The organism is Nostoc edaphicum CCNP1411, assembly GCF_014023275.1.
In the GTDB taxonomy this organism is placed as follows: Bacteria; Cyanobacteriota; Cyanobacteriia; order Cyanobacteriales; family Nostocaceae; genus Nostoc; species Nostoc edaphicum_A.
In genome coordinates this window covers 5,445,675-5,472,239 of record NZ_CP054698.1, presented here as the reverse complement: position 1 = coordinate 5,472,239, position 26,565 = coordinate 5,445,675, and the positions used below count along the sequence as shown (strand labels likewise).

23 protein-coding genes, 1 tRNA gene and 1 pseudogene are annotated in these 26,565 nt (G+C 43.0%); 14 read left to right on the top strand and 11 right to left on the bottom strand.

The window, feature by feature from the left end; all coding sequences use genetic code 11:
• Positions 1 to 73 precede the first annotated feature (73 nt).
• Positions 74 to 463 (top strand): VOC family protein, encoded by a 390-nt coding sequence (locus HUN01_RS25780; RefSeq protein WP_181928556.1) that lies wholly within the window; start codon positions 74 to 76, stop codon positions 461 to 463.
• A gap of 144 nt (positions 464 to 607) precedes the next feature.
• On the opposite strand, the gene HUN01_RS36255 is transcribed toward HUN01_RS25780, so the two are convergent.
• Both HUN01_RS36255 and HUN01_RS25775 read right to left on the bottom strand, forming a co-directional pair.
• Positions 608 to 736, bottom strand: coding sequence for a hypothetical protein (locus HUN01_RS36255; protein WP_257798006.1), 129 nt, complete (start codon positions 734 to 736; stop codon positions 608 to 610).
• A 214-nt stretch (positions 737 to 950) separates the two neighbouring features.
• Positions 951 to 1,697: a Uma2 family endonuclease gene (locus tag HUN01_RS25775; protein ID WP_181928555.1), complete on the bottom strand. Its 747-nt coding sequence runs from the start codon at positions 1,695 to 1,697 to the stop codon at positions 951 to 953.
• 325 nt (positions 1,698 to 2,022) lie between these two features.
• Between HUN01_RS25775 and uvrA the strand changes: the two genes are divergently transcribed.
• The gene (uvrA, locus tag HUN01_RS25770) at positions 2,023 to 4,914 is read left to right on the top strand and encodes an excinuclease ABC subunit UvrA (RefSeq protein ID WP_181928554.1); all 2,892 of its coding nucleotides are present in this window, start codon (positions 2,023 to 2,025) and stop codon (positions 4,912 to 4,914) included.
• Between the two features lie 306 nt (positions 4,915 to 5,220).
• Here the strand turns inward: uvrA and HUN01_RS25765 are convergent.
• The 3 genes from HUN01_RS25765 to hisF form a co-directional block, all read right to left on the bottom strand.
• Positions 5,221 to 5,293, bottom strand: a tRNA-Ala gene (locus tag HUN01_RS25765).
• A gap of 97 nt (positions 5,294 to 5,390) precedes the next feature.
• Positions 5,391 to 5,582: a hypothetical protein gene (locus HUN01_RS25760; RefSeq protein ID WP_069071057.1), complete on the bottom strand. Its 192-nt coding sequence runs from the start codon at positions 5,580 to 5,582 to the stop codon at positions 5,391 to 5,393.
• A 99-nt stretch (positions 5,583 to 5,681) separates the two neighbouring features.
• Positions 5,682 to 6,455 carry an imidazole glycerol phosphate synthase subunit HisF gene (hisF, locus tag HUN01_RS25755; RefSeq protein ID WP_069071056.1) on the bottom strand — a complete coding sequence of 258 codons (774 nt, stop codon included), beginning with the start codon at positions 6,453 to 6,455 and terminating at the stop codon, positions 5,682 to 5,684.
• A 232-nt stretch (positions 6,456 to 6,687) separates the two neighbouring features.
• Between hisF and ruvB the strand changes: the two genes are divergently transcribed.
• The 3 genes from ruvB to HUN01_RS25740 all read left to right on the top strand — a co-directional run bounded on the left by ruvB (position 6,688) and on the right by HUN01_RS25740 (position 10,153).
• Entirely contained in the window at positions 6,688 to 7,788 is a 1,101-nt protein-coding gene (gene ruvB, locus HUN01_RS25750; protein ID WP_181928553.1) for a Holliday junction branch migration DNA helicase RuvB, read from the top strand.
• Between the two features lie 190 nt (positions 7,789 to 7,978).
• Positions 7,979 to 8,785 (top strand): tetratricopeptide repeat protein, encoded by an 807-nt coding sequence (locus HUN01_RS25745; RefSeq protein ID WP_181928552.1) that lies wholly within the window; start codon positions 7,979 to 7,981, stop codon positions 8,783 to 8,785.
• Between the two features lie 87 nt (positions 8,786 to 8,872).
• Entirely contained in the window at positions 8,873 to 10,153 is a 1,281-nt protein-coding gene (locus HUN01_RS25740; protein ID WP_181928551.1) for a glycosyltransferase, read from the top strand.
• Between the two features lie 49 nt (positions 10,154 to 10,202).
• On the opposite strand, the gene HUN01_RS25735 is transcribed toward HUN01_RS25740, so the two are convergent.
• The 5 genes from HUN01_RS25735 to ctpB form a co-directional block, all read right to left on the bottom strand.
• A complete protein-coding gene (locus tag HUN01_RS25735) occupies positions 10,203 to 11,591 on the bottom strand; it encodes a cytochrome P450 (protein WP_181928550.1) in 1,389 nt (462 codons plus the stop codon).
• 74 nt (positions 11,592 to 11,665) lie between these two features.
• Entirely contained in the window at positions 11,666 to 12,481 is an 816-nt protein-coding gene (locus tag HUN01_RS25730; RefSeq protein ID WP_181928549.1) for a TIGR01548 family HAD-type hydrolase, read from the bottom strand.
• Between the two features lie 44 nt (positions 12,482 to 12,525).
• Positions 12,526 to 12,744: a DUF29 domain-containing protein gene (locus HUN01_RS25725; RefSeq protein ID WP_238845636.1), complete on the bottom strand. Its 219-nt coding sequence runs from the start codon at positions 12,742 to 12,744 to the stop codon at positions 12,526 to 12,528.
• 176 nt (positions 12,745 to 12,920) lie between these two features.
• A complete protein-coding gene (locus HUN01_RS25720) occupies positions 12,921 to 13,889 on the bottom strand; it encodes a glycosyltransferase family 2 protein (RefSeq protein ID WP_181928548.1) in 969 nt (322 codons plus the stop codon).
• Between the two features lie 267 nt (positions 13,890 to 14,156).
• Positions 14,157 to 15,497, bottom strand: coding sequence for a carboxyl-terminal processing protease CtpB (ctpB, locus tag HUN01_RS25715; RefSeq protein ID WP_181928547.1), 1,341 nt, complete (start codon positions 15,495 to 15,497; stop codon positions 14,157 to 14,159).
• Between the two features lie 311 nt (positions 15,498 to 15,808).
• On the opposite strand from ctpB, the gene HUN01_RS25710 reads away from it, so the two are divergent.
• From HUN01_RS25710 to HUN01_RS25700, 3 genes are all read left to right on the top strand, one after another.
• Positions 15,809 to 16,507 (top strand): YdcF family protein, encoded by a 699-nt coding sequence (locus HUN01_RS25710; RefSeq protein WP_181928546.1) that lies wholly within the window; start codon positions 15,809 to 15,811, stop codon positions 16,505 to 16,507.
• Positions 16,508 to 16,722: 215 nt separating this feature from the next.
• A complete protein-coding gene (locus HUN01_RS25705) occupies positions 16,723 to 17,016 on the top strand; it encodes a type II toxin-antitoxin system RelE/ParE family toxin (protein WP_181928545.1) in 294 nt (97 codons plus the stop codon).
• A gap of 13 nt (positions 17,017 to 17,029) precedes the next feature.
• A complete protein-coding gene (locus HUN01_RS25700) occupies positions 17,030 to 17,335 on the top strand; it encodes a HigA family addiction module antitoxin (RefSeq protein ID WP_181928544.1) in 306 nt (101 codons plus the stop codon).
• Positions 17,336 to 17,725: 390 nt separating this feature from the next.
• Here HUN01_RS25700 and HUN01_RS25695 read toward each other — a convergent pair whose 3' ends face one another.
• Positions 17,726 to 18,928: a 3-dehydroquinate synthase gene (locus HUN01_RS25695; protein WP_181928543.1), complete on the bottom strand. Its 1,203-nt coding sequence runs from the start codon at positions 18,926 to 18,928 to the stop codon at positions 17,726 to 17,728.
• Between the two features lie 473 nt (positions 18,929 to 19,401).
• Here HUN01_RS25695 and HUN01_RS25690 point away from each other — a divergent pair, with 473 nt between their 5' ends.
• The 6 genes and pseudogenes from HUN01_RS25690 to HUN01_RS25665 all read left to right on the top strand — a co-directional run bounded on the left by HUN01_RS25690 (position 19,402) and on the right by HUN01_RS25665 (position 26,548).
• Positions 19,402 to 20,283 carry an EboA family metabolite traffic protein gene (locus HUN01_RS25690; protein ID WP_181928542.1) on the top strand — a complete coding sequence of 294 codons (882 nt, stop codon included), beginning with the start codon at positions 19,402 to 19,404 and terminating at the stop codon, positions 20,281 to 20,283.
• 80 nt (positions 20,284 to 20,363) lie between these two features.
• Entirely contained in the window at positions 20,364 to 21,374 is a 1,011-nt protein-coding gene (locus tag HUN01_RS25685; RefSeq protein WP_238845634.1) for a TatD family hydrolase, read from the top strand.
• A 151-nt stretch (positions 21,375 to 21,525) separates the two neighbouring features.
• Positions 21,526 to 22,458, top strand: coding sequence for a UbiA-like protein EboC (gene eboC / locus HUN01_RS25680; RefSeq protein WP_338044499.1), 933 nt, complete (start codon positions 21,526 to 21,528; stop codon positions 22,456 to 22,458).
• Positions 22,459 to 22,609: 151 nt separating this feature from the next.
• The gene (gene eboE, locus HUN01_RS25675) at positions 22,610 to 23,836 is read left to right on the top strand and encodes a metabolite traffic protein EboE (protein WP_181928541.1); all 1,227 of its coding nucleotides are present in this window, start codon (positions 22,610 to 22,612) and stop codon (positions 23,834 to 23,836) included.
• Positions 23,837 to 23,851: 15 nt separating this feature from the next.
• Positions 23,852 to 25,225, top strand: coding sequence for an alkaline phosphatase family protein (locus HUN01_RS25670; RefSeq protein ID WP_181928540.1), 1,374 nt, complete (start codon positions 23,852 to 23,854; stop codon positions 25,223 to 25,225).
• A 166-nt stretch (positions 25,226 to 25,391) separates the two neighbouring features.
• Positions 25,392 to 26,548, top strand: a pseudogene (locus tag HUN01_RS25665) (transposase).
• Positions 26,549 to 26,565 lie beyond the last annotated feature (17 nt).

Here is a 26,565-nt window from a genome sequence, read left to right as displayed (position 1 = left end):
CGCGTCTACACAGACAAAATCCACCTCCGTGGGTTTGAAACCCTCAATTTTTTCTAGATAAGGAGAAAGAATTATGAAATTTGGTTACACGGTCATCTGGGTAGACGATGTAGTTAAAACAGTTGAGTTTTACGAAAAAGCCTTTGGTCTAGTTCGTCGCACTCTCCAGGATAAAGGACAATCTATCTGGGCGGAAATCGAAACTGGAAACACCACATTAGCTTTCTCTTCTAGTAGCGAAGCACAAAAGTTATTTCCTGGTGGTTTCCATCCCAACGACGCTACACAACCACCGCCATTAATTCAAATATCATTTATCACTCCTGATGTTGGTAGCGCTTACATGAGAGCGATCGGGGCTGGCGCAAAAGCATTAGATGCTCCTAAAACCCAGCCTGGGGGAAAAACTATTGCTCGTGTGCGCGATCTCAATGGCGTGCTGGTGTCGTTGGTGAGTGGCTAAGTAGCAAGTTGCTTTGAACACGATTAATTAGGCAAGCGATCGCGATCGCAGTTCTGAATCTCCGTTCCGAGTCATTTCCAATTCGCAATTGCGAATTGTTTGGTCAAGGCTCTGGTTCTACTGCCAACGCTGTTAACTGAACTGCTAAGGGACTTCCAAATAAAAAAACATCCCCAAATTTTCTTGTAGGATGGGTGTCCCCACCACTGGTGTCAAGTTAACGCGAAACCGCACGTCCGCCAGTCCGCCAGGGATTGTAAATCCCTGTCTCATAGCTAAAGTCCTCTTCAGAGGACTTTGGGGCGCAAAAATTTTCAGTCTACTTCAGTAGACTTGAGCAATTAGTCAGGGATTTACAATCCCTGGCGGGTGAACAACACCCAATCAGTACGCTATTTTTGGCTTAAGTTGACACCAGTGGCTTTTCGGCCCACCCCACAAAATGGATAATTTATTTCTTGGAAGTCCCTAATCATTTCACACGGCTTTACTCCTGAGCCAGGGTTCGCACTTCTTCCACTGACAATCCCAAAGCTTGGGCAATGTGTTCGATGCTCAAATTCATTTGCAATAATCGGGGTATGGCATCTCTTCTAGCTTGTTCTGCAAGTTCAGCCCGTTGCCTTTCTTGCTCGGCGTTGCGAGAAATTTCTGTATAAGTTAAAAACCGTTCTCCATCAGGGCGATATAGTTGCAGAGTCTCTGGTAATAAAGCAAACCGAATTTTTAAACGGGGACTCACCCAATCCTCCATTTGGGGGATGACATCTAAACCGTCTTCGCTACGCAACCATCCACGCAAATTATTTTTCTCAGGATCGTAAATGTAATACTCTTCCACGCCATAGCGATCGTAGAAAAGTAATTTCTTGTCCATTTCAGTTTGGGTGTTGCTCGGAGAAAGAATTTCAAACACCACTTGTGGTGCAATTCCCTCCTCTTTCCATTGTTGGTAGCACAAGCGATGTCTACGACGGGCTACGCCTACGCCTTTTGGTCTACCCAATACCACCATCACATCTGGGGCGTTAACAATTTTGTTGCGTCCCTCTACTGGATACCAAAACAAATCGCCAGCGACAAATACATTTGGATCGTCAGCAAATAGCCACTCGATATTCTGCTTAATTTCTACAATCCAGCCAAACTGTATGGTACTGTTAGCAATTGGTTGTCCGTCACTATCTGGGTAGATGACCTCTGGCTGGGTCGGCGGTTGGATTTGCAATACCATAGCTTCGCCCTCAGAAGGATATTTAATCGGGATGCTTCCAAATTAGCAGACTCTTAAGGAACGCCGTGTGCAACTTTCTCTCAGACCTAACCCCCAACCCCTTCCCTACAAGGGAAGGGGAGCAAGAATCAAAGCCTCTCTTCCTGTGGGGGGGGAGGAATGGAAGTGGGGTTCTAAGGATAAGTTGCACATCGCGTTAAGGATGTCTGCGGCATGAATCTGGAATGATAACTAATTAAAACAGTACGATTGTTCTACTATAAACTGATTAAAGATAGTATTATTAAGGACTGTTTCATAAGAAACTCCTTCTTCGCCGCCCAATATGTCAGACCAACAGCTAGCAGCATCCTTGAATGGACATCTTCCGTACCCCAGCCACAACAGCCAGAATACCATTCGGATTCGGGGTGCTAGGCAGCATAATCTGAAAAATATTGACTTGGAATTGCCACGCGATCGCCTAATTGTATTTACTGGCGTTTCTGGCTCTGGTAAGTCTTCCCTAGCATTTGATACCATTTTCGCTGAAGGGCAACGTCGGTATGTGGAATCCCTCAGCGCCTACGCACGGCAATTTTTAGGACAGTTGGATAAGCCGGATGTGGAAGCGATTGAAGGTTTAAGTCCAGCAATTTCTATTGACCAAAAATCAACGTCTCATAACCCCCGTTCCACTGTGGGTACGGTGACAGAGATTTACGACTATTTGCGGCTGTTGTTTGGTCGGGCTGGCGAACCCCATTGTCCGATATGCGATCGCTGTATTGCACCCCAGACAATCGATGAGATGTGCGATCGCATCATGGAATTACCAGATCGCACCCGCTTCCAAATTCTTGCACCCGTTGTCCGTGGGAAAAAAGGCACACATCGTAAGCTTTTGTCAAGTCTTGCTTCTCAAGGTTTTGTCCGCGTGCGAATCAATGGCGAGATCCGCGAACTGTCAGATTCAATTGAATTGGATAAAAATTTTACCCACACCATCGAAGTGGTAATTGACCGCTTGGTGAAAAAGGCTGATATTCAGGAGCGTTTGGTTGATTCCCTGTCTACGTGTCTCAAGCAATCGGGTGGTATTGCAGCCATTCTGGTGAGTCTGCTTGGTGACGACGGACAAGAAAAGGAAGAAGAATTAGTATTTTCGGAAAACTTTGCTTGTCCAGAACATGGCGCGGTAATGGAGGAACTATCGCCGCGATTGTTCTCCTTTAACTCGCCTTATGGTGCTTGTCCGCACTGTCACGGCATCGGGACTTTAAGGAGATTTGCGCCAGATTTGATCGTACCTGACTGGGAAGCGCCGGTTTATGCTGCGATCGCGCCTTGGTCAGAAAAAGATAATTCTTATTATCTGGAATTACTCTATAGCGTCGGACAGATTTATGGGTTTGAATTACAAACAAATTGGAGCAAGCTGACAGAAGAACAGCAGCAAATTATTTTGTTTGGCGAGAAAGATGAACGAGCCGCAGAAGCACAAAGAAAGCAGAGTTTTAAAGGTGCTATTCCAATTTTGCAACGGCAGTATGAGGGTGGTTCGGAATTAGTTAAGCAAAAATTAGAGCAGTATTTAATTGATCAACCTTGTGAAGTGTGTCATGGAAAACGGTTAAAACCGGAAGCTTTGGCGGTGAAGTTGGGTCAATATGGAATTTTAGAATTAACTAGCGTCTCAATTCGGGATTGTCGAGAGAGAATTGAGCAATTTAAATTGAGCGATCGCCAGTTACAAATTGCTGATTTAGTCTTGAGAGAAATCAAAGCTAGATTGCAATTTTTGTTAGATGTCGGTTTAGATTATCTTACCCTTGACCGTCCAGCCATGACGCTTTCTGGTGGCGAAGCCCAACGGATTCGTCTAGCAACGCAAATTGGTTCTGGTTTAACGGGAGTTCTCTATGTCTTAGATGAACCGAGTATTGGTTTGCATCAACGAGATAATGGCAGGTTGCTCAAAACTTTAACTAAGTTGCGCGATTTGGGTAATACATTAATTGTCGTTGAACACGATGAAGAAACAATTCGTGCCGCTAACTATATAGTTGATATTGGCCCTGGTGCAGGAATCCACGGCGGAAATATTATCGCCCAAGGTGATTTTCAGACGTTGTTAGCAGCAGAAGATTCTTTGACGGGTGCATATTTATCAGGAAGGCGAGTAATTACCACACCCGCAGAACGCCGAGAAGGAAATGGGCGTAGTTTGGGAATTAAAAATGCCCATCGCAACAATTTACAAAATATAGATGTAGACATTCCACTAGGTAAGCTTGTCTCCATTACTGGTGTGTCTGGTTCTGGCAAATCTACCCTGATTAATGAATTACTGTACCCATCTCTGCAACACCATTTAACAAAGAAAGTTCCTTTACCAAGACATTTGGATAAAATTCAGGGATTAAACGCGATTGATAAAGCGATCGTTATCGATCAATCCCCTATTGGACGCACACCACGTTCTAACCCTGCAACTTACACAGGAATTTTTGATGCCATTCGGGATGTATTTTCCCAAACAGTAGAAGCCAAAGCTAGGGGTTACAAACCCGGACAATTTTCTTTCAACGTTAAAGGTGGACGTTGCGAAGCTTGTAGCGGCCAGGGTGTGAATGTTATTGAAATGAACTTTCTCCCTGATGTTTACGTGCAATGCGAAATCTGTAAAGGTGCAAGATACAACCGCGAGACTTTGCAAGTTAAGTACAAAGATAAGTCAATCTCTGATGTACTGAGAATGACAGTTGAGGAGAGTTTAGACTTTTTCCAGAATATCCCCAAAGCGATCGCGCGTTTGCAAACTTTATTTGATGTCGGGTTGGGTTATGTCCAACTAGGACAACCTGCGACTACCTTATCAGGTGGTGAAGCGCAGCGGGTAAAATTGGCAACAGAACTATCTCGACGCGCCACAGGGAAGACACTTTATTTAATAGATGAACCGACAACAGGGTTATCTTTTTACGATGTCCACAAATTGTTAGATGTGTTGCAACGATTGGTAGATAAAGGCAATTCAATATTAGTAATTGAACACAACTTAGATGTAATTCGTTGTTCTGACTGGGTGATAGATTTGGGGCCAGAAGGTGGCGACAAAGGCGGAGAATTGATTGCTGTGGGGACACCGGAGGAAGTTGCAAAAAATCCCAGGTCTTATACTGGGCAATATTTGCAGCAGGTATTGAAACAGTATCCGGCGGTGAAGAAGTCGTAGAATGCTTTGGTGAAAGGTAACGCACCTTGTGAGTACATTCAAGGTGTTAAATTTATGTAATATCATGTCCGGTTAATCAAGCTCAATAAAAATGTTCGTAGTGAGGACTTTAGTCCTGGCTTTGGGGACTGAAGTCCCCACTACAAGCTGTTTATTATGGGTGATTTAGCGTAGATCATATAACAAAGTAGTCATGACTTTATGGCATTTTTGTCAAGTCAAAAAGCTGGAAGCATAAGTTTTTCTATACGAAAAACTTATGCTTCCACTCTCATCAATTAACAGAGAGGTTTAAGGTGTGAAGAATGGAGCTAAGCGGATTCGAACCGCTGACCCCCTCAATGCCATTGAGGTGCGCTACCAACTGCGCTATAACCCCTTAAAATCCATTATACATAATGGCTTAATTATTAGTACTTTGTCAAGCTTTTTATGGAAACTAAATTTTAAATATCTCATCAAGCACCTAACACTCACTACGACACTTGCAACAAATAAGTCATACAGTGCCCCATCAAAAAGTAAACTACTAACATGGCAGCAGCAGCCAAAGCAACCAATGTACCAGCCAACATGAGAGAAAATTCTTTACTCTCGTAGGCTCTTTCCATTAAGTGCAGCGACCACGCTACCAGGGCTACATCAAAAAGTAAAATAGGAAGCAACATATTTTTTAATATTTGTTAATACTTGTAAAATAATATTAACACCCTTTCAGGGAAGTGTGTCTAACCTCAGATAGATGTCATTAAATGCTAAATGGCGGTTCAGGAGATTAGTCTGACTGGCACATTGCGATCGCGCAAGTAATTTTTAATTTCTGCTACGCTTAGTTGTCCGTAATGTAACAGGGATGCGAGTAATGCCGCTTCCGCTTTGCCTTCAGTTAGGGCAGTGTAGATATGTTCACAATTACCTGCACCACCAGAAGCAATGACTGGAATTTCTACAGCATCGGCGATCGCTCGTGTAATCTCGATGTCATACCCAGCTTGGGTTCCATCAGCATCCATACTTGTAACTAGCAGTTCTCCGGCCCCCCGTTTTTCAACTTCTTGTGCCCAAAGTAGAGCATCTAAGCCTGTGTTTTCCCTGCCACCCCGCACATACACATCCCAACCTGGATTTTCCGGGTTATTTCTGCGTCTGGCATCAATTGCAACAACTATGCACTGATTACCAAAGCGATCGCTGGCCCGATTAATCAAGTCTGGATCACGCACCGCCGCAGAATTAATACTAACCTTATCTGCGCCCGCTCGTAACAAAGCTTTAACATTTTCTAAGGATTGGATACCACCACCCACAGTCAATGGAATAAAGACCTGTTCAGCAGTTCGGTAGACCACATCTAAAATTGTAGCTCGGTCTTCATGAGTAGCTGTAATATCCAGAAATACTAACTCATCAGCACCGGCTTCGTTGTAAACCTTGGCCAGCTCTACCGGATCGCCTGCATCTTGGAGATTGACAAAGTTAACTCCTTTTACAACCCGTCCCGCCTTCACATCTAAGCACGGTAAGATTCTTTTAGATAACATAATAACTTTTGTACTTCTGGGTAATTGACCGGAATTTAAATTTTAAATTGGCGCGGGTATTTCCAAACGAAAATTTTCACAGGAATGGGGCATGGGGCATGGGGCATGGGGCATGGGGCATTGGGCATTGGTTCTTCTTTGTTTCTCTACCTCCCCTACCTCCCCTGCCTCCCCTGCTTCCCCTGCTCCCTGCCCCCACTCCCTAGTCCCTTATAAAGTAGATAGCTGAATTATGGCGATAATCTCCTCGAAAAAACAGCCTCCAGAACCCAACGGAGAACCAAAGCAGCGTCGAGAGTCGGCGAAAGCACCATCCACAGACAATATTTTGCAACCCGAAGCTGCTATTGATGAACAAGATAAGCAAGAAGAGGGTATTCGACCGCAGCGATTTGCCGATTACATTGGGCAAAAAGATTTAAAGGATGTGCTAGATATTGCCATCAAAGCAGCCAAGTCTCGTGGTGAGGTACTGGATCACTTGCTACTTTACGGGCCGCCGGGATTGGGCAAAACCACAATGGCAATGATTTTAGCATCGGAAATGGGGGTAAATTACAAAATTACCAGTGCGCCAGCCCTAGAACGTCCACGAGATATTGTCGGGCTACTGGTAAATCTTAAGCCAGGGGATATTTTATTTGTGGATGAAATTCATCGCCTCTCGCGGATGACGGAGGAAATTCTCTATCCGGCGATGGAAGATTATCGTTTAGATATTACTATCGGGAAGGGTTCCAGCGCTCGTATTAGAAGTTTGCCGCTGTCAAAGTTTACCCTAGTAGGGGCTACAACGCGTGTAGGTGCTTTAACTTCACCACTGCGCGATCGCTTCGGTTTGATTCAAAAACTCCGATTTTACGAAGTTGATGAACTGACTAAAATTGTACTGCGAACTGCTCAATTACTTAAAACCCCTGTTACAGAAGATGGTGCCGCAGAAATTGCCCGTCGGTCACGCGGAACGCCACGGATTGCCAATAGGCTACTTAAGCGAGTGCGTGATTATGCTGAGGTAAAAATATCTGGCGAGATTAATGAAAGCATTGCATCTGAAGCATTGCAACTATTCCAAGTAGATCCCTGCGGTTTAGATTGGACAGATCGCCAAATGCTGAGTGTGATAATTGAACAATTTAATGGTGGGCCAGTGGGGTTAGAAACAATGGCAGCAACGACGGGTGAAGATACCCAAACCATTGAAGAGGTGTACGAACCTTACCTCATGCAGATTGGATATTTAACTCGGACTCATCGCGGCAGGATGGCGACTAAGGCAGCATACAAGCATTTGGGATTTACGCCGCCTAATGAACAGTTGTCATTATTGTAATTATGGGCATGGGGCATTGGGCATGGGGCATGGGGCATTGGGCATGGGGCATGGGGCATGGGGCATTGGGCATTGATTGTAAATGAGTCTTTGAACTCCATTAATGAGCCTTTGAACTCCATTCTTCTGCCCCATGCTCAATGACAAATGACAAATGACAAATGACAAAAAACAAATTAGGTAAACCTAGATGATTAAGTTGATTAGTATTTTTCTCAGTCTGTTACTTGTGTTTGGCTGGGGTACACCAGTCATGGCACAATCTCAAACATCCAACATTACTGAAGAACAGTTAAAACAAGGTGATGAGTGGGCAAATCAAGCGTTTATAGCGACGAATCAAGGTGATTTTGCGACAGCTGAAACTTACTGGACAAAGATTATTGAGCAATTTCCGACAAATGCGGGGGCGTGGAGTAACCGGGGAAATTCGCGGGTGAGTCAGAATAAGTTGCAAGAAGCGATCGCAGATTATAACAAAGCGATAGAATTAGCACCGAATGTCACCGATCCATATTTGAATCGGGGGGCGGCGTTAGAAGGAATGGGAAAATGGGATGATGCGATCGCAGATTATAATCATGTCTTAGAACTAGATCCTAACGATGCGATGGCATATAACAATCGCGGCAATGCCAAAACAGGTTTAGGAAAATGGGAAGATGCGATCGCAGACTACAAAAAATCAAATGAGATAGCGCCAAATTTTGCCTTCGCCCGTGCCAATTACGCTCTCGCTCTCTATGAAACAGGTAAAAAAGAGCAAGCAATCCGCGAAATGCGAAATATCGCCCGTAAATACTCCAAATTTGCTGATGTGCGTGCCGCCCTCACCGCTGCATATTGGGTAAATGGAGAACAAGGTGAAGCGGAAAGTAACTGGGTAGCAGCTTATGGACTTGATAGCCGCTACAAGGATATCGACTGGGTAAAAAATATCCGCCGTTGGCCGCCTAGCCTAGTTACAGCTTTGGATAAGTTCTTAAAAATCCAGTAGGCACTTGTAACTCAGCAAAAATTTTTTTCTTTGCCTATCTACCTGTTTTCTGGTATACATCATTGTAAATATACAGAAACAGTAGTCATGACTCATTTTGGGCTGATCTGTCCAGCAACAACTGGTCATCTCAACACTATGCTCCCCTTGGGTAAAGAACTTCAAAAGCGGGGTCATCGCGTCACCTTATTCGGTATACTTGATGCTAAATCCAAGACACTAGCGGCAGAGTTAGAATTCCAAGCTGTTGGTGAATTTGAATTTCCTACTGGAGCGATCGCTGAATCGATAACTCAGTTAGGTAAACTGAGTGGACTCGCCGCACTGCAATATACCGTCAACTTCCTCAAAGATCAGGCGGCTGCTATGCTCAGAGATGCACCATCGGCAGTGAAGCAAGCAGGTGTGGAAGCACTTTTAGTAGATCAAGTTTCACCAGAGGGAGGTTCTGTTGCAGAATTTCTGGGCATTCCTTTTATTACAGTTTGCAGTGCTGTGGTACTGAATCGAGAACCTAGCGTCCCACCTTATTTTAAAACCTGGAGCTACAATCCAGCCTGGTGGGCGCGATTACGTAACCGAGCCGGCTATACATTGCTAAGTCGCACCGTAAAACCCATTACAGAGGTGATCAATCAGTATCGCCAAGAGTGGAAATTGCCCCCACAGTCTAGCTCTAACGATCGCTATTCCCAACTAGCTCAGATTAGTCAACAGCCTGCACAATTGGAATTCCCAAGGGAAAATTTGCCCCAGTGCTTCCATTTCACAGGCCCTTATCATAGTCCAACTGGTCGGGAAGTTCCTGATTTCCCTTATGAAAAATTAACCGGACAACGATTGATTTACGCCTCAATGGGGACTGTACAAAATCGCCTATTGGGAATTTTCAAGTCTATTGCAGAAGCTTGTAATGATTTGGATGCCCAACTAGTGATTTCGTTAGGTGGTTCTGCAACTCCAGAGTCTCTGGGAAGTTTGCCGGGAAATCCGCTAGTTGTTGGTTATGCACCCCAATTGGAATTGCTGCAAAAAGCGAATCTCACCATTACCCACGCAGGTATGAATACTACTTTAGAGTCCCTAAACAATGGAGTACCAATAGTAGCAATACCAATTGCTAATGACCAGCCAGGAGTAGCAGCACGTATAGCTTGGGCTGGCGCTGGTGAAGTGATTCCCCTGGCTCGATTGAGTGTTCCTCGGTTGCGAACTGCTATACAAAAGGTGCTAGCGAAAGATTCTTATAAACAGAATGCTTTGAGATTGCAAGAAGTCATAGACAGAGCAGGTGGAGTGAGTCGAGCGGTTGATATTATCGAACAGGTAGTATCTAGTGGTAAACCTGTTTTATCTAATCGAGCCTAAGAAGCTATGTGCGATCGCTCCCACCCTATCTCATATTATTTCAAACTTTCTAAACAAAACTAGTCTCCCGAACTGCCTGATTTTGCTGGCGTTTCCCCTTCACCACCATCTTTACGCCACCTGCTGGACTAAATAGCAAACCCTTACGTACTGGCTGCACTGGTTTGCTATCAGCTAGTTCCATCTCCCAGTTAGATAGCACTTTTGCCAACACCAGTTTCATCTCAAACAAGGCAAATGCCATTCCAATACAGCGACGGTTCCCACCACCAAAGGGTAAATACTCATAAGGAGAAAATTGCCGTTCCAGAAAACGCTCTGGCTTAAATTGCTTCGACTCTGGATATAAATCTTCTCGATGATGGGTCAAATAAATCGAGGGAATGAGCAAAGTACCAGGCTCAAAGTTATATTCCCCAATTTGTAGTGGTGATTTGACCAATCGATTTAGTCCCGATACCGCTACTGGGTAAAGGCGTAGGGTTTCAGAACAGACAGCATTCAAATAAGGCAATCGGAAAATGGCATTTGCATCTGGTTGTTCACCCAACTTATCTAGTTCTTGCAACAGTTTTTCCCGCACCTGCGGCTGATGATGAATCCAGTACAGTGCCCATGATAAGGAAGTTGCAGTAGTTTCGTGACCCGCTACCAATAGGGTCATCAGTTCATCACGTAATTCCAAGTCTGTCATCGGCTCTCCCGCCTCATCACGAGCAGCCATCATCAAAGATAGAATATCAGTCCGAGATGGATCGGGTTGTGCTTTGCGATCGCGAATCTGGGCATAGATAAGTTCATCAATTTGCTGCCGTAAACGCAAGTATTTCCCCCAGGGACTCCACGCTCCTAAATCCTGTCGCAGTGATGGGAAAAGAAGTAGAACTGTTCTTAAAATAGGGATTTTGGGATTCAGAATTGTAATCAGGAATTCATTGAGTTTCTCGTAACGTGGCCCATCTTCCAGACCAAATACAGCCTTCAAAATTACTTGGAAAGAGATTGCTTGCATTGATGACAGAACTGCAAAGGTTTCTCCAACCTGCCACTGATTAGTTACTTGCTCAGTGATATTGCAGATTAATTCACCATAAGCTAGCATTCGTTCCCCATGTAAGGGTGGTGTCAATAGCTTTCGTTGTCGTTGATGAGGCTTTCCTTCCAGCGCCAGTAGCGATTGCCGTCCTAATAAAGGCGCTTGAATCCCTGCTGACTCACCGGAGTCTAACTGTTTTGGGTCTGTAGTAAAAATCTGCCCAATCGCTTGAGGATTGCTAATGAAAACTTGAGGAGCAACATTTTGTCCTAGCTGAAGAGTGAAGATATCACCATAGCGTTTAGCACAGTCTTCGATGTATTCTAAGGGATTAGTAAGCCATTGATACGTCTGTACCCAAGGGTGAGTTTGAGGGCCGTTAGGCAGTTTAAGTGCAGACATTTCTATTAATCTCCCAATGATTAAAGCAAGATTGTTATCAGTCAGTCATTCATGCACCCGTAGCTTGATTAATCTTAGAACACAGATTGGGGAGATGAACTGACCAATTTTTGAATCTGCTTTGGAGTCAATTCTTGCACATTAGGCAAAACTACTGCTGCTCCGGCTGCTATCAATGTCTCACTATATGCATCACTACGCGCTGCTGTTTCCTGGACGTGGGGGGGTAAAACGCCTACACCAACCCAAGTGCGAGTAGAATCTAGACTCCGCGCTTTCTCGACGGTATACATATCTGCTACCGTATCTCCCACATACACGATCGCTAATCTTTCCTCAATTCCATTTTCTAACTCACGAACTGTAGCGAAAAGTCCCGTAGGGTCAGGTTTACCTGGTGCATCTTCCATTGCAATTAACACCGGAGATTCCAAACCCAGGCGTTTTTCCAATACATAGTTCGCGGAAGCACGAGTTGCACCGCTAAAAAATCCCCACGCAATACCTGCTTCGGTAAGTTGTTCTAAATAGCTAGGTTGCAATAACAAAGGTTCATTACAGATATACCCTGTAAAATTATTTGGATCTGAGCCTCGGTAACGGGATTGAAAAAAAGCAACGATCGCAGTGTAATCTAGTTGCAGTTGCTCACGGCTCTGTTTTTGGGTTTCAAAGTAGCGGTAAATTAATTCCTGCGATGCTTCCCAATCGTTATTCCACACGCCTTCAGACTTAAGTTGGTCAATATCTAGTGGGGTTGGCCGATATGCTTGGGTAGTAAAATATTCTACGGTATCTGCGATCGCCCGGCGATAGGAACCGCTAACATCGCGCACAACGCCATCAATATCAAAAATAACGATCGCCTTTGTAAAAGTTTTTTGAGTCATGGAGTAGGAAGCAAAAGAGTTTTACATCATCATAAAACGTGAAATCATGACTCAGGTAAAAAATCGGGGTCAAGGGTTTGCTCTGGCGTGAAGAGAGATTTTTCTGGGAAGATAGCGATGGCTAATCCAGTTTCAATTACAGCCAGTCGTCTAGCGGTTTGATAGCTTTCATCGAAAACCTGATCAAAGTGAGACTTCAAACTCGGACTTTCCTTGAGCGCTTTTTGGACTCGTCTGCGGTGTTCCAAAATTGTGCGTTGCATATTTGCGGGATGATTTTGCTAGTTTTGTGGGATGGGCAACATGAGCGCCCTAAATCTGGGACTGGTGGGGACACCCATCCCACAAGCAAATTTGGGATGTTTTTTTTATTTGGAAGTCCCTTAGTGTCTATTCCAATACCCTTGGGTTGCGCTTTGCTGAACCCAAGCGTATTGATTCATAGTCGATCAATTATCTTGGCATTATCTGGCAGCTTGGCGTCTTTTTGCCCAGCAGTACGCGCCCTAGCTGTGAACAAACCAATGGGAGTATTTAATAAATCCACTAGGGTGGCTTGACCCACAATCGCCTTTTTAATATCTCTTGGTATTTCTTTGAGTAACCAACGTGCCAAACGATAGCCATATTCTTTGGGTGTCATATCTCGCATTAAATCTACACCGTGCAGTTCGTGCAGATAACGATTTGAGCGTCCATAGCGCCGCCATTGACTTTGCAGTTCTTGAAGTGTAGCGCGGTGACGGTGCTGAACGATCGCATTCGGAGCAAATTCCAAACGCCCAATATTTTCCCCCAAAATCCGCCAGCAAATATCGGCATCGCCACCAGTGGTAAGATAGGGACGAAATAAACCCGCTTTTTCTAAGGCAATGTGTCGAATCGCCAAATTAGCGGTTTGACCATAGGGACGAAAGGAATGCTTAAGGGTATGCTTTTGCGACAAAGTTTCTTGACGCTCTGCGTGTTGTTCAAGCAGAGTTGTACCTGGTAGTGCCAAAATTTCACCAGCGACAATCACCACTTCTTTGTTGACAAAAGGCTGAATTAGTGCATCTAACCATTGCGGTTGGGGACGGCAATCTGCATCAGTAAAAACTATAATTTCTCCCTTAGCGGCGCGAATTCCAGTATTACGAGCAGAGTATGAGCTTTGAATTTGGTTTTCGCTCAATGGGCGAATTGTAATTGGGCAATTTTCGGCAGATGTTTTGAGGTTGGTGAGAGTGCGATCGCTACTATTATTGTCCACCAACAAGTACTCTACCCGATCTTTTGGGTAGGTTTGAGACAACAGACAATTGATTAACTCTGGTAAATCCGCCTCACCGTTATAAATAGGAACAACCACCGACACCATTGGTAAAAAGCTGGTGGCGGTGGTTGCATCAACTGGCTGATGATTCATAAATCTGAGATTTTGGAGATGGGATTACTACCTAGTATTCCCAAACAAAAATCCTGGAACAATGAGAAGGAGTCAGAATTCAGAAGTCAGGATTAATTAGTGAGGGATTGGAATTTACCACTTTCTTCTCGACCATTAAATCTGAGATTTAGCTGTGTGTTTAAACGTATTTATTCACCTATCGCTTGGACTCAAATTCATTCTGAGTTCTGACTTCTGACTCCTGAATTCTGCTTTTATAACTCCAAAAATCTTGATTTGGGAATACTAAAATTTCAAGTCACCAGCGCGGCTCATGGGTCGAGTGGGTTGATTTGCCGGCGGCTGGGCGAAGTTGTTATTTGATAAAATTGCGATCGCACGGGCATATTGTGGATCACTCTTAGTTCCAATTAAATCTGGATTAGAAGCCAACTGCCGCTCTTGAGCCTCTGTCAAGTCTAGCTTGATATCTGGTGTAATCCCTTTATGGTTAATATCCGTTCCCGCAGGGGTGTAGTAATGGGCAATGGTGACAGCCAAGCCTGAACCATCTGCGAGTTCATGAACTGACTGCACTAAGGCCTTGCCAAAGGTTTGACCACCAACGACTACCGCGCGTTTATTATCCTTGAGTGCCCCTGTGAGAATTTCACTAGCACTCGCTGAATTACCATCTACCAAGACCGCCAAAGGACGATTTGTTAGAGCAGTGCGATTGGCTTTAGTTTCCTCACTGCCGCCTACACGGTCTACTGTCTTGACAATTCCGCCGTCATCGTACCACATCCGAGCAATTTCAATACTAGCCTGCAACAAACCGCCAGGATTTCCCCGCAAATCCAAGACATAAGAATCAGCTTTCTTACTGTTCAAATCGCGAATGGCTCGTTGCATTTGTTCTGCGGCGTGGGCGCTAAATTCCCGCAAACGGATATAGCCAACGCGACGATTCCCTTCTTGCTTGAGGGTATAACGTACCGTTGGCACTTCAATATTTGCTCTGGTCAATTTTAAATTAAAGGCATTTTGCCCTTTTCGTCCCAACCGGAGATTAATGGGAGTACCCGCTTTGCCGCGAATCAGCTTAGAAGCATCATCCACTTTCATTTTAAGAGTGGGTTTGCCATCAATGGCTAAAATTTCATCGCCCGCTTTGATCCCAGATTTTAACGCCGGAGAATTTTCTATGGCTTCGACAACAGTCAACCGCTGAGTTTTTTCGTTCATTTCCATCCGAATACCAATCCCAGAGACTTCCCCGGATGTTTGGCTAGTCAGGGCTTCAAACTGTTGGGGGTCCATGAATCGAGTGTAAGGATCTCCCAGGGTTTGTAGAGCCACACGGATGGCAGCATAAGCTTCTTCACGAGAAGAGTAGTCTTTGTTCAACAGGCTTTGTCTGGTTGCTTGCCAATTTTGTTGATTAAATTTACCATCAACATATTCATGATTCACCAGTTGCCAAACTTGGTCAACTATCGCTTTTGGACTGTCCTGTAGGGTTAGAGAGGCACGGACAGCACGAGTCCAAGCAGGGCCGAACACTGACATCGTAGCAGTAGTGGCGATCGCTCCACCAATCAAGGCTACTTGGAGCGGCGAGTAACTTTTCGCAGATTGGTTCATGTATAATTAGCTGGAATAATTGTGTTGTTGACAGTTTAGCAATCAGGCTTTCCAGAAAATTTTAAGTTTTTATACCCCAAAATAAACTATGCTCCTTCATCATTTTTATCGTTGAATGATGCCGAAATACTTCATTAGTTATTAACAATCATTTCTCAGTTTGTTAGCCTTCTCCGGAAGGCAAAACTTACTATGTGACACTTTGGTTAGCGTCATGTTTGCATTCTAGATTACTTTTATAAGATAGCACTTTGCTCACTGAATTGCAGCCTTGTTAGACAGTCATTAAATCAGCTTTTCTTACTTAAGTCATGAAACGCAAATTTACCATCAAATCATTAATTTCTATTAAAAAAAAATCGGCTAATTTGTGGCAATTGTTACAAAAACTAACTAGTGTATTGTATGTTGTCCTGGGTGCTTGGCTGATTTTTACTACTATAACCTTAGTTTTTGCTTCTTCGCAGCCAGTAGATGCCTTCTTTGTGCTGGGTGGTAGTATTAGCCGAGAAACTTATGTTGCCCAACAAGCAAAACAATACCCGCAAATCCCAATTTTAATTTCTCATGGTTCCCCAGATCCCTGTATATTGTTAATTTTTCAGGCGGAATTAGCAAGTTTACAAAACGTTTGGTTAGAAAAGTGTGCGAATTCTACTTTTGAAAATTTTTATTATGGTATTCCAATTCTGCGGCGTTGGGGAGTGCATAAAGTCATGTTGATTACCTCGCAAAGTCACTTACCCAGAGCTAAATGGATGGCACAGATTCTCTTAGGCGCTCATGGTATTTGGGTAGAGCCAGAAGTTGTTCAGGAATTGGGTGTCCCTGGTAATAATGAATCTTGGGCCAAAACTGGATTAGATGTAACACGCAGCTTATTTTGGGCGATTTTAAGTCAAATTATTCAACCGCAATGCTCAAATGTGACAAGACTTACCCAAGTAGATATGCAAGCTTGGGAAAATCGAGGTTTTCATTGTGAACACCAAGGTGGGTTGGGGAGATAAGGGAGATGGCAATACTTGTCGGTTAAAGGGTAAAGGGAAAATGGAAAAGGGGAAAGAAAAAACCTTTAACCTTTACCCTTTAACCTTTTCCCCAAACCCAATGCCGAGTTAAAAATGGTTAACCGAGCAGTATTGAGGGAGATGGGGGATCTACCAGAGGACTATAATGCTACTCCGTTTTTTGATAGCATGATGACACGGTTATCATGCTAATTATGATAGTATCATTTAAGGATCAAGGAACCGAAGATATTTTTGATGGTAATGACTCAAAGGAAGCTCGAAAGCAATGTCCTATATACTGTTGGGAAATTGCCCGTAGAAAATTAGATCAACTTAATGCAGCGTTATCTCTAGATGACATTAAAGTTCCACCGGGTAACAGGTTAGAAGTATTAAAAGGCGATCGTAAAGGTCAGCATAGTATTCGGATTAATGACCAATATCGAATTTGCTTTATATGGACACTCCAGGGTACATCAGAAGTTGAAATAGTCGATTATCATTAGGAGATAACAACAGATGAGAGTTCCAAAGTATAGACCTCCATCACATCCAGGTGAAATATTACTTAAAGATTTTCTAGACCCGATGGGAATAACTCAAAGAGAACTTGCAGATGCACTTCACGTTCCTTATCAACGAATAAATGAGCTTGTAAATCAAAAGCGAGGTATTACACCTAGTACGGCAATCAGGTTATCAAAATTTTTTGGAAATAGCTCAGAGTTTTGGTTAAATCTCCAACAAAATTGGGAACTTTACTACGTTCTCAAGGAAGAAGAAGAGGAACTAAAAAGTATTTTGCAATTCCGCACTACGAAGTAGCACTTAAAAATAAAGCAAGTTCGTAGTAAGCACTTTATCCCTTATTTTTTAAGCACTAAAGTGATTACTACAAATCCCAATACTGCTCGGTTAAGGATTTTTAACTCGGAATTGGGTTTGGGGAAAAGGTTAAAGGTTAAAGGTTTTTTCTTTCCCCTTTCCCCCGCCCCTTATCCCCAGAGGGGGCCCCACCTTCCCCTTTTCCCCAAAACCCGACAAGTATTGCTACAAATCCTATACTTTCAACGAAAATCGGTGGGAATCCCATCCTAAGAAGAGGGGTGTCCGGGATAGCCGCCTGCCGATTTAGTCATTAGTTATTAATCATAGGTATCTGGCGACTAGCTTCGATGATTGCCAGATATTTTCCTGATTGCATCCAAGGGATAATTAATGTAAAAGTTCCCAATCTTGCAGCATCAAAATAGCATCTTTATACAAAGACAAATCCACCTGGTTAACTTCTATTCCCTCTCCAATTCCTTGTAGAAGAGTGATTGTTAATTTTCCTCCCAAGTGTTCACGGAACTCGGTAAGCCCCCTAAATATACAATGCGGATGATCTAGTTGATCTAACTGCTCTGTCAGTGCTGATATGTACAAAGTAAAGCCTAGTTTCTTGAGTGTAGTTAGAACCCTTTGCCACTCTGATTGTAAGAGTTGACCTGTTAAATATGAATAGGTCGTATCTAAAGCAATGCCGATCGCTACAGCTTCACCGTGACGTAGGCTGTAATTAGTTAAATGCTCTAGTTTGTGAGCCGCCCAGTGTCCAAAATCTAAAGGACGCGATGAACCCATTTCAAAGGGATCGCCGCCACCAGCAATATGCTCTAAGTGCAACTGTGAACAACGATAGATCAGCCTTTCCATTATGTTCATGTCCCGATTAGCCAATTTATCGGCATTAGTCATAATGAAATCAAAGAAATCTGCATCTTTAATCAGTGCTACTTTTACTGCTTCTGCAATACCCGATCGCCAATCTCGATCATCAAGGCTAGTGAGAAAATCAAAGTCATTCAAGACAGCATAAGGTGGCATGAATGTACCCAAAAAGTTTTTCTTTCCGAAGGCATTGATTCCATTTTTTACCCCGACACCCGAATCGTTTTGCCCTAATACTGTTGTCGGTACTCGTAGCAGTCGGATTCCTCGATGAGCCGTTGTTGCTGCATATCCTGCCATGTCTAGGACGGCTCCACCTCCAATTGCTAAGACGTAGGAGTGACGGCACAATCCAGATGCATTGATCTGCTGATGAATTTGGTCTATAAATCTCGAATCGTTCTTGACTGCTTCTCCACCCGGAACTACTATTGGTTCACCGCTCAGTGTTAGTACGTCTTCATAAGATTGGGCATAGACTGATAATTTTTTTAACAACCCATCTTGATACCGTAAGAATCCTCCATCTACCACTACTAGCACTTGTTTTGGTGTTGCCTCTCCATCTGCGGCGATCACTTGTGCGAGTAAAGGATTATCTAACTGAAACAGGCTTCTAGTAAAGTGAACGTCATAATTGAAGGTCACGCGGACAGATTGATTAATTGGTTGCAGATTAAGAGCAGTCTTTTGTTGAATAGCCATTTGAATATTATTGTTTTTAAGTAACTGTAAATAGATGCACTGGATTCAATGGAAACTAACAGTAAAATGAACACGAATCATCTATTGAACATTCCAAAATGAAACTATCCAATAGAAAATTTTAACTAATAAATAAATCATACTTTTGAAGTATGCTCACTTAGTAGATGAGGTTCAAATTAACATTAGGTTACAATCTTAATAATGCCTAGACTTTATATGTGAGGTTGGCACTGGAGATCATTATTACATAGAATTCTAAGTTTTTTCCGTTAGATAATCTGAGAATTTATCTAATCAAAATGGTATCTTTACAGTAGCTTCTTTAAAATTAGGAGATTTTTATAGATTCAGTGAAGTTATGATCTCATCAGTATATTCTCTAACTGCTCCCATCCCAAAATATCAAGTTTAGTGGTAGATTTTATACTTGGTTGTCACAAAAAAGTTGGGCAACTTGTCCTGAATTTATCATGAGTAAAGTCAACAAGTTACTGCATAACTGGCTGTTAAAATCTGTTTCGGAGAAAGGTTTGGCTTGGCTGGAACAGAAGCAGGCACAGATTGCTAGCGGCGCTGCTGAACGAGTGTTTTTTACAGCTTTTAGTGCTGTGCCGCGTTATCTAGGTAAACAAGATTTGCAGCTAACATTCCAGGATTTGGAAGCAGCACAGGATGTGATTCCCGGTTGGCATCCTGGTCATTGGAGTGTAGATCAAGCAGGTCGCACACTCTTGCTTTTAGCTTTACCCCACGATGATGCTGAGGGCTATGTGCGATCGCTCGATCAAGTCTTCTCCAGTGCCGATATGGGGGAGTTAGTTGCCCTTTATCAAAGTTTGCCGCTACTACCACATCCAGATTTACATCGCCACCGTACTGCTGAGGGAATTCGCAGTAATATGAGTAATGTGTTCCAAGCGATCGCATTACGTAACCCTTATCCAGCAGATTATTTAGACAATGCTGCTTGGAATCAGATGGTGCTGAAGGCTGTGTTTGTTGGCAGTCCGTTGCATCTAATTTGGGGTCTAGATCGGCGTGCTAATCCAGAATTGGCAAAGATGTTGGCCGACTATGCCCATGAACGTTGGGCAGCTAAACGCTCAGTTACGCCAGAACTTTGGCGACCTGTAGGGCGATTTGCCGATAGCGCAATTATCACAGATTTAGAAAAAGTACTGGCTAATGGGGATGTACACGAGCAAGAAGCAGCAGCCTTAGCTTGTGCTGAGTCTCCTTTACCCGAAGCACAAGAATTACTTTCTCGTTATCCAGATTTACAGTCATCCATTCAACAAGGTAATCTGGCTTGGAGCAGTTTTAGCCGCGATGCCTGCGGCGAGCTGCGCTAACGCTTGTCAGTTTACAAATAAAAGGGAGCGGGGAGAGACGCGATTAATCGCGTCTGTACAAGGGAGACGTGGGAGACGAGGTGGACAAGGAAAATGCCCCATGCCCAATGCCCCATGCCCAATGCCCAATGCCCCATGCCCAATGCCCAATGCCCAATGCCCAATGCCCAATAATTAAAACCATGATGTTTATCGATCCTCACATTCACATGTGTTCCCGTACTACTTACGATTACTTAGTAATGCGGGAATATGGTATTGTCGCCGTTATTGAACCAGCCTTTTGGTTAGGACAACCTCGAACCAATTCTGGCTCATTTAAAGACTACTTCAGTAGTCTTGTGGGCTGGGAACGGTTTCGTGCTAGTCAGTTTGGCATCCAGCATTACTGCACAATTGGACTAAATCCGAAAGAAGCTAACAATGAAGCATTAGCAACAGAAGTTATGGAACTGCTACCACTTTACGCCTGTAAAGAAGGTGTTGTTGCCATTGGTGAAATTGGCTATGACGATATGACAGAAGCAGAAGATAAGTACTTTTGTCAACAGTTGGCACTAGCTAAAGAACTCGATATGTTAGTACTAATTCATACTCCTCACCGCAATAAAAAGGCAGGTGCTAGTAAGAGTATGGATCGCTGTATTGAATATGGCTTAGATCCCTCACAAGTCGTTATTGATCACAACAACGAGGAAACCGTTGAAGAAGTATTAGAACGAGGTTTTTGGGCAGCTTTTACGATTTATCCACAGACGAAGATGGGTAACGCCAGGATGGTAGAAGTTGTCCGCAAGTATGGGCAAGATCGCATCATTGTAGATAGTAGTGCTGATTGGGGTATCAGCGATCCTTTGGCAGTCCCGAAAACGGCTCAGTTGATGTTAGATAGGGGCATTCCTGAAGAACATGTGCGAGCAGTTTGTTATGAAAATGCCCTAGCTGCTTACAGTCAAACTGGGCAGATGAAAGCTTCAGACTGGCTCAATCCCCAATCTGTTGATCAGCGTCAGATGTTCAATGGTAATTCTGTGTTGCGGGGACAAGAACCAGGAATCAAATCAGTTTCAGATTTTGTGTTGATTGAGTAGAAAATTATAAGGGGCATTGGGAATTGGGGATTGGGCATTGCAAGATAGATTTTCATCTTTGCGTTGTCAATGTAACTCATGGAGTCTCTCGGTGATTCATCTGTAATATGCGGGTTTGTTTTGAGAAATTAATAAGCACGGAGGCAGATAAGTGAATGTTGCAAGCTTAAATTTTCAAAGCTGGCGGGGTTATTTGGAATTGATGCGTCCTGCTAATATTGTTACTGCCTGGGCAGATATTCTTCTTGGTTTTGCTGCTTCTGGCTCTGGGATTATTTTTGTTCAATTCATTAATGGAGAATCAAATTTTTCTGTATTAATTCCATTAGCTTGGTTGTTATTGGCTACAACTGGTTTATACGGCGGTGGTATAGTTTTTAATGATGTTTTCGATGCAGACTTAGATGCAAAAGAACGACCAAATAGAGCAATTCCTAGTGGTCGCGTATCTCGTCCAAATGCTACTTTATTAGGGAGTATACTTTTTGCCATCGGCATTATAGCTGCCTTTCAAGTCTCGTTATTGAGTGCTGCGATCGCAACATTTATCACTCTTTCATCCCTCCTGTATGACTCACTGTCCAAACATCATCCTTTTTTTGGCCCTTTAAATATGGGCTTGTGTCGTGGCAGTAACTTATTATTAGGTGTAAGTGCTGTACCTGCAATAATAGGAGAACGTTGGTATTTAGCACTAATTCCTGTTCTTTATATTGCTGCGATCACTGCAATTAGTCAGGGTGAAGTTCACGGAGGTAAAAAGATCACGGGAATCCTTGCATTACTGCTGATTGCAATAGTTTTAACGGCAGTTTTAGCTTTAGGATTATTAGAAGATTACACTGCGATCGCAGCACTACCATTTGCTATTTTATTAGCTATCCGAGTGCTGCCTAAATTTGTTAAAGCTGCGCGGGAACCGATAGCCGAAAATATCCGCAATGCCGTGAGAATAGGCGTTTTATCTCTAATAGTTTTAGATGCAACTGTTGCATCTGGTTTTGCTGGTTTGTATTACGGTTTATTAGTTCTAATCTTGCTACCAATTTCGATGAAGTTAGCACAACTGTTTGCCGTTACTTAAGTTTCAATGTACATACCCAGTAATCTAATGAATAGGTTTTAGGGGCGCACAGATAGATATCCGCCTCTAACCATGAATATGTAGCAAGTATTTTGTGCAACAGTATAAGCCAAAGAGAAAAGATTACATATACAAGGGATAAAACTAGAAAATGAAGATTACAAAAGGTAGCAAATTTCACTTAACTTATTGCAGCAATATTCATCCTGGTGAAAGTTGGCTAGAGGTTTTTGCCAATTTAGAAAACTATATTCCCGAACTCAAATCACGTTTATCACCTACAGAAGCTTTTGGTATTGGCTTACGGTTATCAGATGTAGCTGCGAAACAACTTTTAGAAAGTAATAATTTAGCTCAATTTCAAGCTTGGCTGACTCAACAAGATTTATATGTTTTCACCTTAAACGGATTCCCGTATGGCGGATTTCATCGACAGGTAGTAAAAGACCAAGTTTATGCGCCAGATTGGTCTACACACGAACGGGCTAATTACACATTAAACTTGGCACACATTTTAGCTAGTCTATTACCCCAAGGACTTGATGGTGGAATTTCTACACTGCCATTATCCTATAAACCTTGGTGGGTAAAAGACCAAGCAACTTTCGAGACTGTTCTGAAAAAGAGTTGTTTGAACATAGCATCAGTTGTTGCAGAAATGATTCGCATCAGCGAAGAAACAGGTAAATTACTACATATTGATTTAGAACCTGAGCCTGATGGATTAATTGAAAATACCTCAGAAGTAATTGATTTTTATCAAAACTGGTTATTGCCAATTAGTGGTAGTTATTTATCAGAGAAATTAAATATTGACCAGACGTTAGCAGAAACTAAATTACTAGAACACGTTCGGGTTTGCTATGACACCTGCCATTTTTCAGTTGAATATGAGGAACCGCAGTCTGTATTTGCACGTTTTCAATCGGCAGGAATTAAGATTGGCAAGATTCAAATCAGCGCAGCAATTCAAGTAAAAATACCTGCTGATGTTGAGAAACGTAGCTTAATAGTTGAACGCTTACGCCCTTTTGCAGAATCTACTTATCTTCATCAAGTAATAGAACGTCGCAGTGATGGTACACTCCATCACTATCCTGACTTAATAACTGCATTACCCCATTTAGAGCAATCTCTAGCTGAAGAATGGCGGACTCACTTTCATGTGCCAATTTTTATTCATGATTATCAAATTTTGCAATCTACGCAAGATGATATTTCTACTGTTTTGCATCTACTTCAAACAAACAATGCTTGCTCACATTTAGAAATAGAAACTTACACCTGGGATGTATTGCCATCAGAAATGAAGATAGATTTAGCGACTTCTATTCAGCGTGAGTATGAGTGGGTATTAAAAGAATTTGCCGCCAATTAATAGGAAATTAATTTTATGCAGAAAACAGTTGTTCTAAATGTCGTGGGATTAACGCCCAGTTTACTAGGAGAAAGTACGCCGTTTTTATCTTCTTGGGCTGCTAAAGGACAGGTAGCTTCTATCCAAAAAGTGCTACCTGCTGTAACTTGTTCAGTTCAGGCTACTTATTTAACAGGAAAGTTGCCTGATGAACATGGAATTGTCGCTAATGGTTGGTACTTCCGCGATGAATGTGAAGTGAAGTTTTGGCGACAATCTAATAAACTAGTGCAGGCTCCCAAAGTTTGGGAAATAGCTAAATCAATTGACCCAAACTTTACTTGTGCCAACCTTTTTTGGTGGTACAACATGTACTCTACAGCAGATTATGCCATTACGCCGCGCCCAATGTATCCCGCAGATGGGAGAAAATTACCTGATATTTATACTCATCCTAGTGATGTGCGATCGCAAATTCAATCTGATTTAGGAAATTTCCCTCTGTTCGATTTCTGGGGGCCAAAAACTACCATTAGTTCTAGTCAATGGATTGCCAATTCCGCAAAATGGATTGAGGAACGCTACAGCCCGACATTATCACTGGTTTATCTGCCACATTTAGATTACTGTCTGCAAAAATTTGGTAACAATCAAACGCAGATTCAAGCAGATTTGCGAGAAATTGATGCTGTTTGTGGTGATTTAATTGAATATTTTCAAGCACGTAATACTCAGGTAATTATTCTTTCTGAGTATGGCATTACCCCAGTTTCTAAAGCCGTGGATTTAAACCGCGTATTAAGGGAAAATGGTTTAATTGCTGTGCGAGAAGAATTAGGGCGAGAACTGCTCGATTTTGGTGCTAGCATTGCCTTTGCCGTTGCCGATCACCAAATTGCTCATGTGTATGTGAACGATCCGGCGTATATCCCAAAAGTGCGATCGCTTTTAGAAGCGACTGAAGGCGTAGCGCAGGTATTGGATGAAGAGGGTAAACAAGCCTACCATCTTAATCATCCTAGATCGGGAGAGTTGGTGGCGATCGCTCAATCTGACGCTTGGTTTACCTATTATTATTGGCTTGATGATGCCAAAGCGCCTGATTTTGCTAGAACTGTAGATATCCACCGCAAACCTGGTTACGATCCTGTCGAACTCTTCCTCGATCCGCAGATTACATTTCCTCAAGGGAAAATTGCTCTCAAGTTACTTAAGAAACAACTGGGTTTCCGCTACTTAATGGATGTGATTCCTCTGGATGCTTCCCTAGTTCGTGGTTCTCACGGTAATATCACCACTTCCCCAGATGAAGGGCCTCTATTTATCACCCATCAAACTCATTTAGTTAATGAAAATCGAATTGAGGCGACAGATGTTTGCTCGTTGATTCTCAAACATTTAGATACTTGAAAGGCAGTAGAAACAGAATGTATCGCTTCTCTACATCCTGACTTTTTACGCTTAGTGGTGCAGAAAAGCCTTGAAACGTAGATATAGGTAGGATTTAAAAACAGACAGAGGTGACAGGAAGGGGCATAGCATGAGATGCTCAAGTTTCCACACAAAAAGTCATACCATGCAAGTACCCCATCTATATCGTCAAGTGCAAGCCCAATTAGTCAATGGATAAATCCCGAAGATAAACGCCATCTCCAAGTATTTTGCGAAAACATAGCAGCGATTTTACAAGCTCAAAGCGCCTGTTTAAGCAACTGGTTGCCCTATTTGAGTCATCGAGATTGTGAAGCCCGCAGCCACATGGAAAGATTAAACTACTTTCTCCATAACCCGAAAATTAATGCCGAAACTTTCTATTACCCTCTGGTAGAGCAGTTTCTCAAGGCATGGGAGGGAATGGAAATGACACTAGTTCTTGATACCAGCGTGTTGTGGGATAAATATTGCCTGATAGAGGTGTGTTTAATTTGGGGAGGAAGGTCAATTCCTTTAGGACAGAGCGTTTTGGAACATGGCAGCGCCACAGTCGGCTATGAGGATTATCGTCCAGTCTTGGAAACCACACTGCGAATGTTGCCACCAGGATGCCAAGTGAGATTATTAGCAGATCGAGGGTTTGAACACGGTGCATTCATCCGTTGGTTACGCGACCATCGTTGGTCGTGGGCAATTCGCGCAAAATCAGATTTGAACGTGACCCTTGACAATGGTCGTACAAGTCCGGTGGCACAATTACTGCCGCCCAAAGGAGAAGCCTATCTCCTTCGAGAAGTCACCATTTTACAAGACATTGAGTGCCATCTTGCCACTGCTAATTTAGCGATGGCAGGTGAGCCTTGGGCAGTCCTGACAGATACGACCCCCTCGTTGCAAACATTTGAAGTCTACGGTCAGCGATTTGGTGGAATCGAACCGCATTTTAAGGATTATAAGTCAGCAGCCTTTGACTTGACCCGTTCTAACTTGCGGGATGAAATGGCACTCAGTTGTTTATTGATGTTACTAGCTGCTGCTACGCTGATTGCCATTTCCATTGCCGTCGTTGTCACCGATGAAGGTCGCACTAAGATGCTTGATTGGCATTTCCACAGGGGTTTGAGCTTTTTACAATTGGGTTTACGTGAGATTAAACGACTGTGTTATCAATGTCTGCCGATTCCCACCTTTGCTTCTTTACCTCGAAGGAGTCCTATACCGGGCTGTGCCTCACTTAAAAAACGGGAGCATTTACTGACCAGGGTCGAGTTCTCTAAAGTCACTGTTTTCTCTACTTAAAACTCAAAAAAGTTTTC

Coding starts and splice junctions, on each gene's coding strand:
- HUN01_RS25720 (WP_181928548.1), bottom strand. CDS start 13,889: ATGAATCATCAGCCAGTTGATGCAACCACCGCCACCAGCTTTTTACCA.
- HUN01_RS25775 (WP_181928555.1), bottom strand. CDS start 1,697: ATGGTATTGCAAATCCAACCGCCGACCCAGCCAGAGGTCATCTACCCA.
- eboE (WP_181928541.1), top strand. CDS start 22,610: ATGAAGATTACAAAAGGTAGCAAATTTCACTTAACTTATTGCAGCAAT.
- HUN01_RS25725 (WP_238845636.1), bottom strand. CDS start 12,744: ATGCAACGCACAATTTTGGAACACCGCAGACGAGTCCAAAAAGCGCTC.
- ruvB (WP_181928553.1), top strand. CDS start 6,688: ATGGCGATAATCTCCTCGAAAAAACAGCCTCCAGAACCCAACGGAGAA.
- HUN01_RS25705 (WP_181928545.1), top strand. CDS start 16,723: ATGATAGTATCATTTAAGGATCAAGGAACCGAAGATATTTTTGATGGT.
- uvrA (WP_181928554.1), top strand. CDS start 2,023: ATGTCAGACCAACAGCTAGCAGCATCCTTGAATGGACATCTTCCGTAC.
- HUN01_RS25710 (WP_181928546.1), top strand. CDS start 15,809: ATGAAACGCAAATTTACCATCAAATCATTAATTTCTATTAAAAAAAAA.
- hisF (WP_069071056.1), bottom strand. CDS start 6,455: ATGTTATCTAAAAGAATCTTACCGTGCTTAGATGTGAAGGCGGGACGG.
- ctpB (WP_181928547.1), bottom strand. CDS start 15,497: ATGAACCAATCTGCGAAAAGTTACTCGCCGCTCCAAGTAGCCTTGATT.
- HUN01_RS25730 (WP_181928549.1), bottom strand. CDS start 12,481: ATGACTCAAAAAACTTTTACAAAGGCGATCGTTATTTTTGATATTGAT.
- HUN01_RS25740 (WP_181928551.1), top strand. CDS start 8,873: ATGACTCATTTTGGGCTGATCTGTCCAGCAACAACTGGTCATCTCAAC.
- HUN01_RS25695 (WP_181928543.1), bottom strand. CDS start 18,928: ATGGCTATTCAACAAAAGACTGCTCTTAATCTGCAACCAATTAATCAA.
- HUN01_RS25780 (WP_181928556.1), top strand. CDS start 74: ATGAAATTTGGTTACACGGTCATCTGGGTAGACGATGTAGTTAAAACA.
- HUN01_RS25700 (WP_181928544.1), top strand. CDS start 17,030: ATGAGAGTTCCAAAGTATAGACCTCCATCACATCCAGGTGAAATATTA.
- HUN01_RS25760 (WP_069071057.1), bottom strand. CDS start 5,582: ATGTTGCTTCCTATTTTACTTTTTGATGTAGCCCTGGTAGCGTGGTCG.
- HUN01_RS36255 (WP_257798006.1), bottom strand. CDS start 736: ATGAGACAGGGATTTACAATCCCTGGCGGACTGGCGGACGTGCGGTTT.
- HUN01_RS25735 (WP_181928550.1), bottom strand. CDS start 11,591: ATGTCTGCACTTAAACTGCCTAACGGCCCTCAAACTCACCCTTGGGTA.
- HUN01_RS25670 (WP_181928540.1), top strand. CDS start 23,852: ATGCAGAAAACAGTTGTTCTAAATGTCGTGGGATTAACGCCCAGTTTA.
- HUN01_RS25690 (WP_181928542.1), top strand. CDS start 19,402: ATGAGTAAAGTCAACAAGTTACTGCATAACTGGCTGTTAAAATCTGTT.
- HUN01_RS25745 (WP_181928552.1), top strand. CDS start 7,979: ATGATTAAGTTGATTAGTATTTTTCTCAGTCTGTTACTTGTGTTTGGC.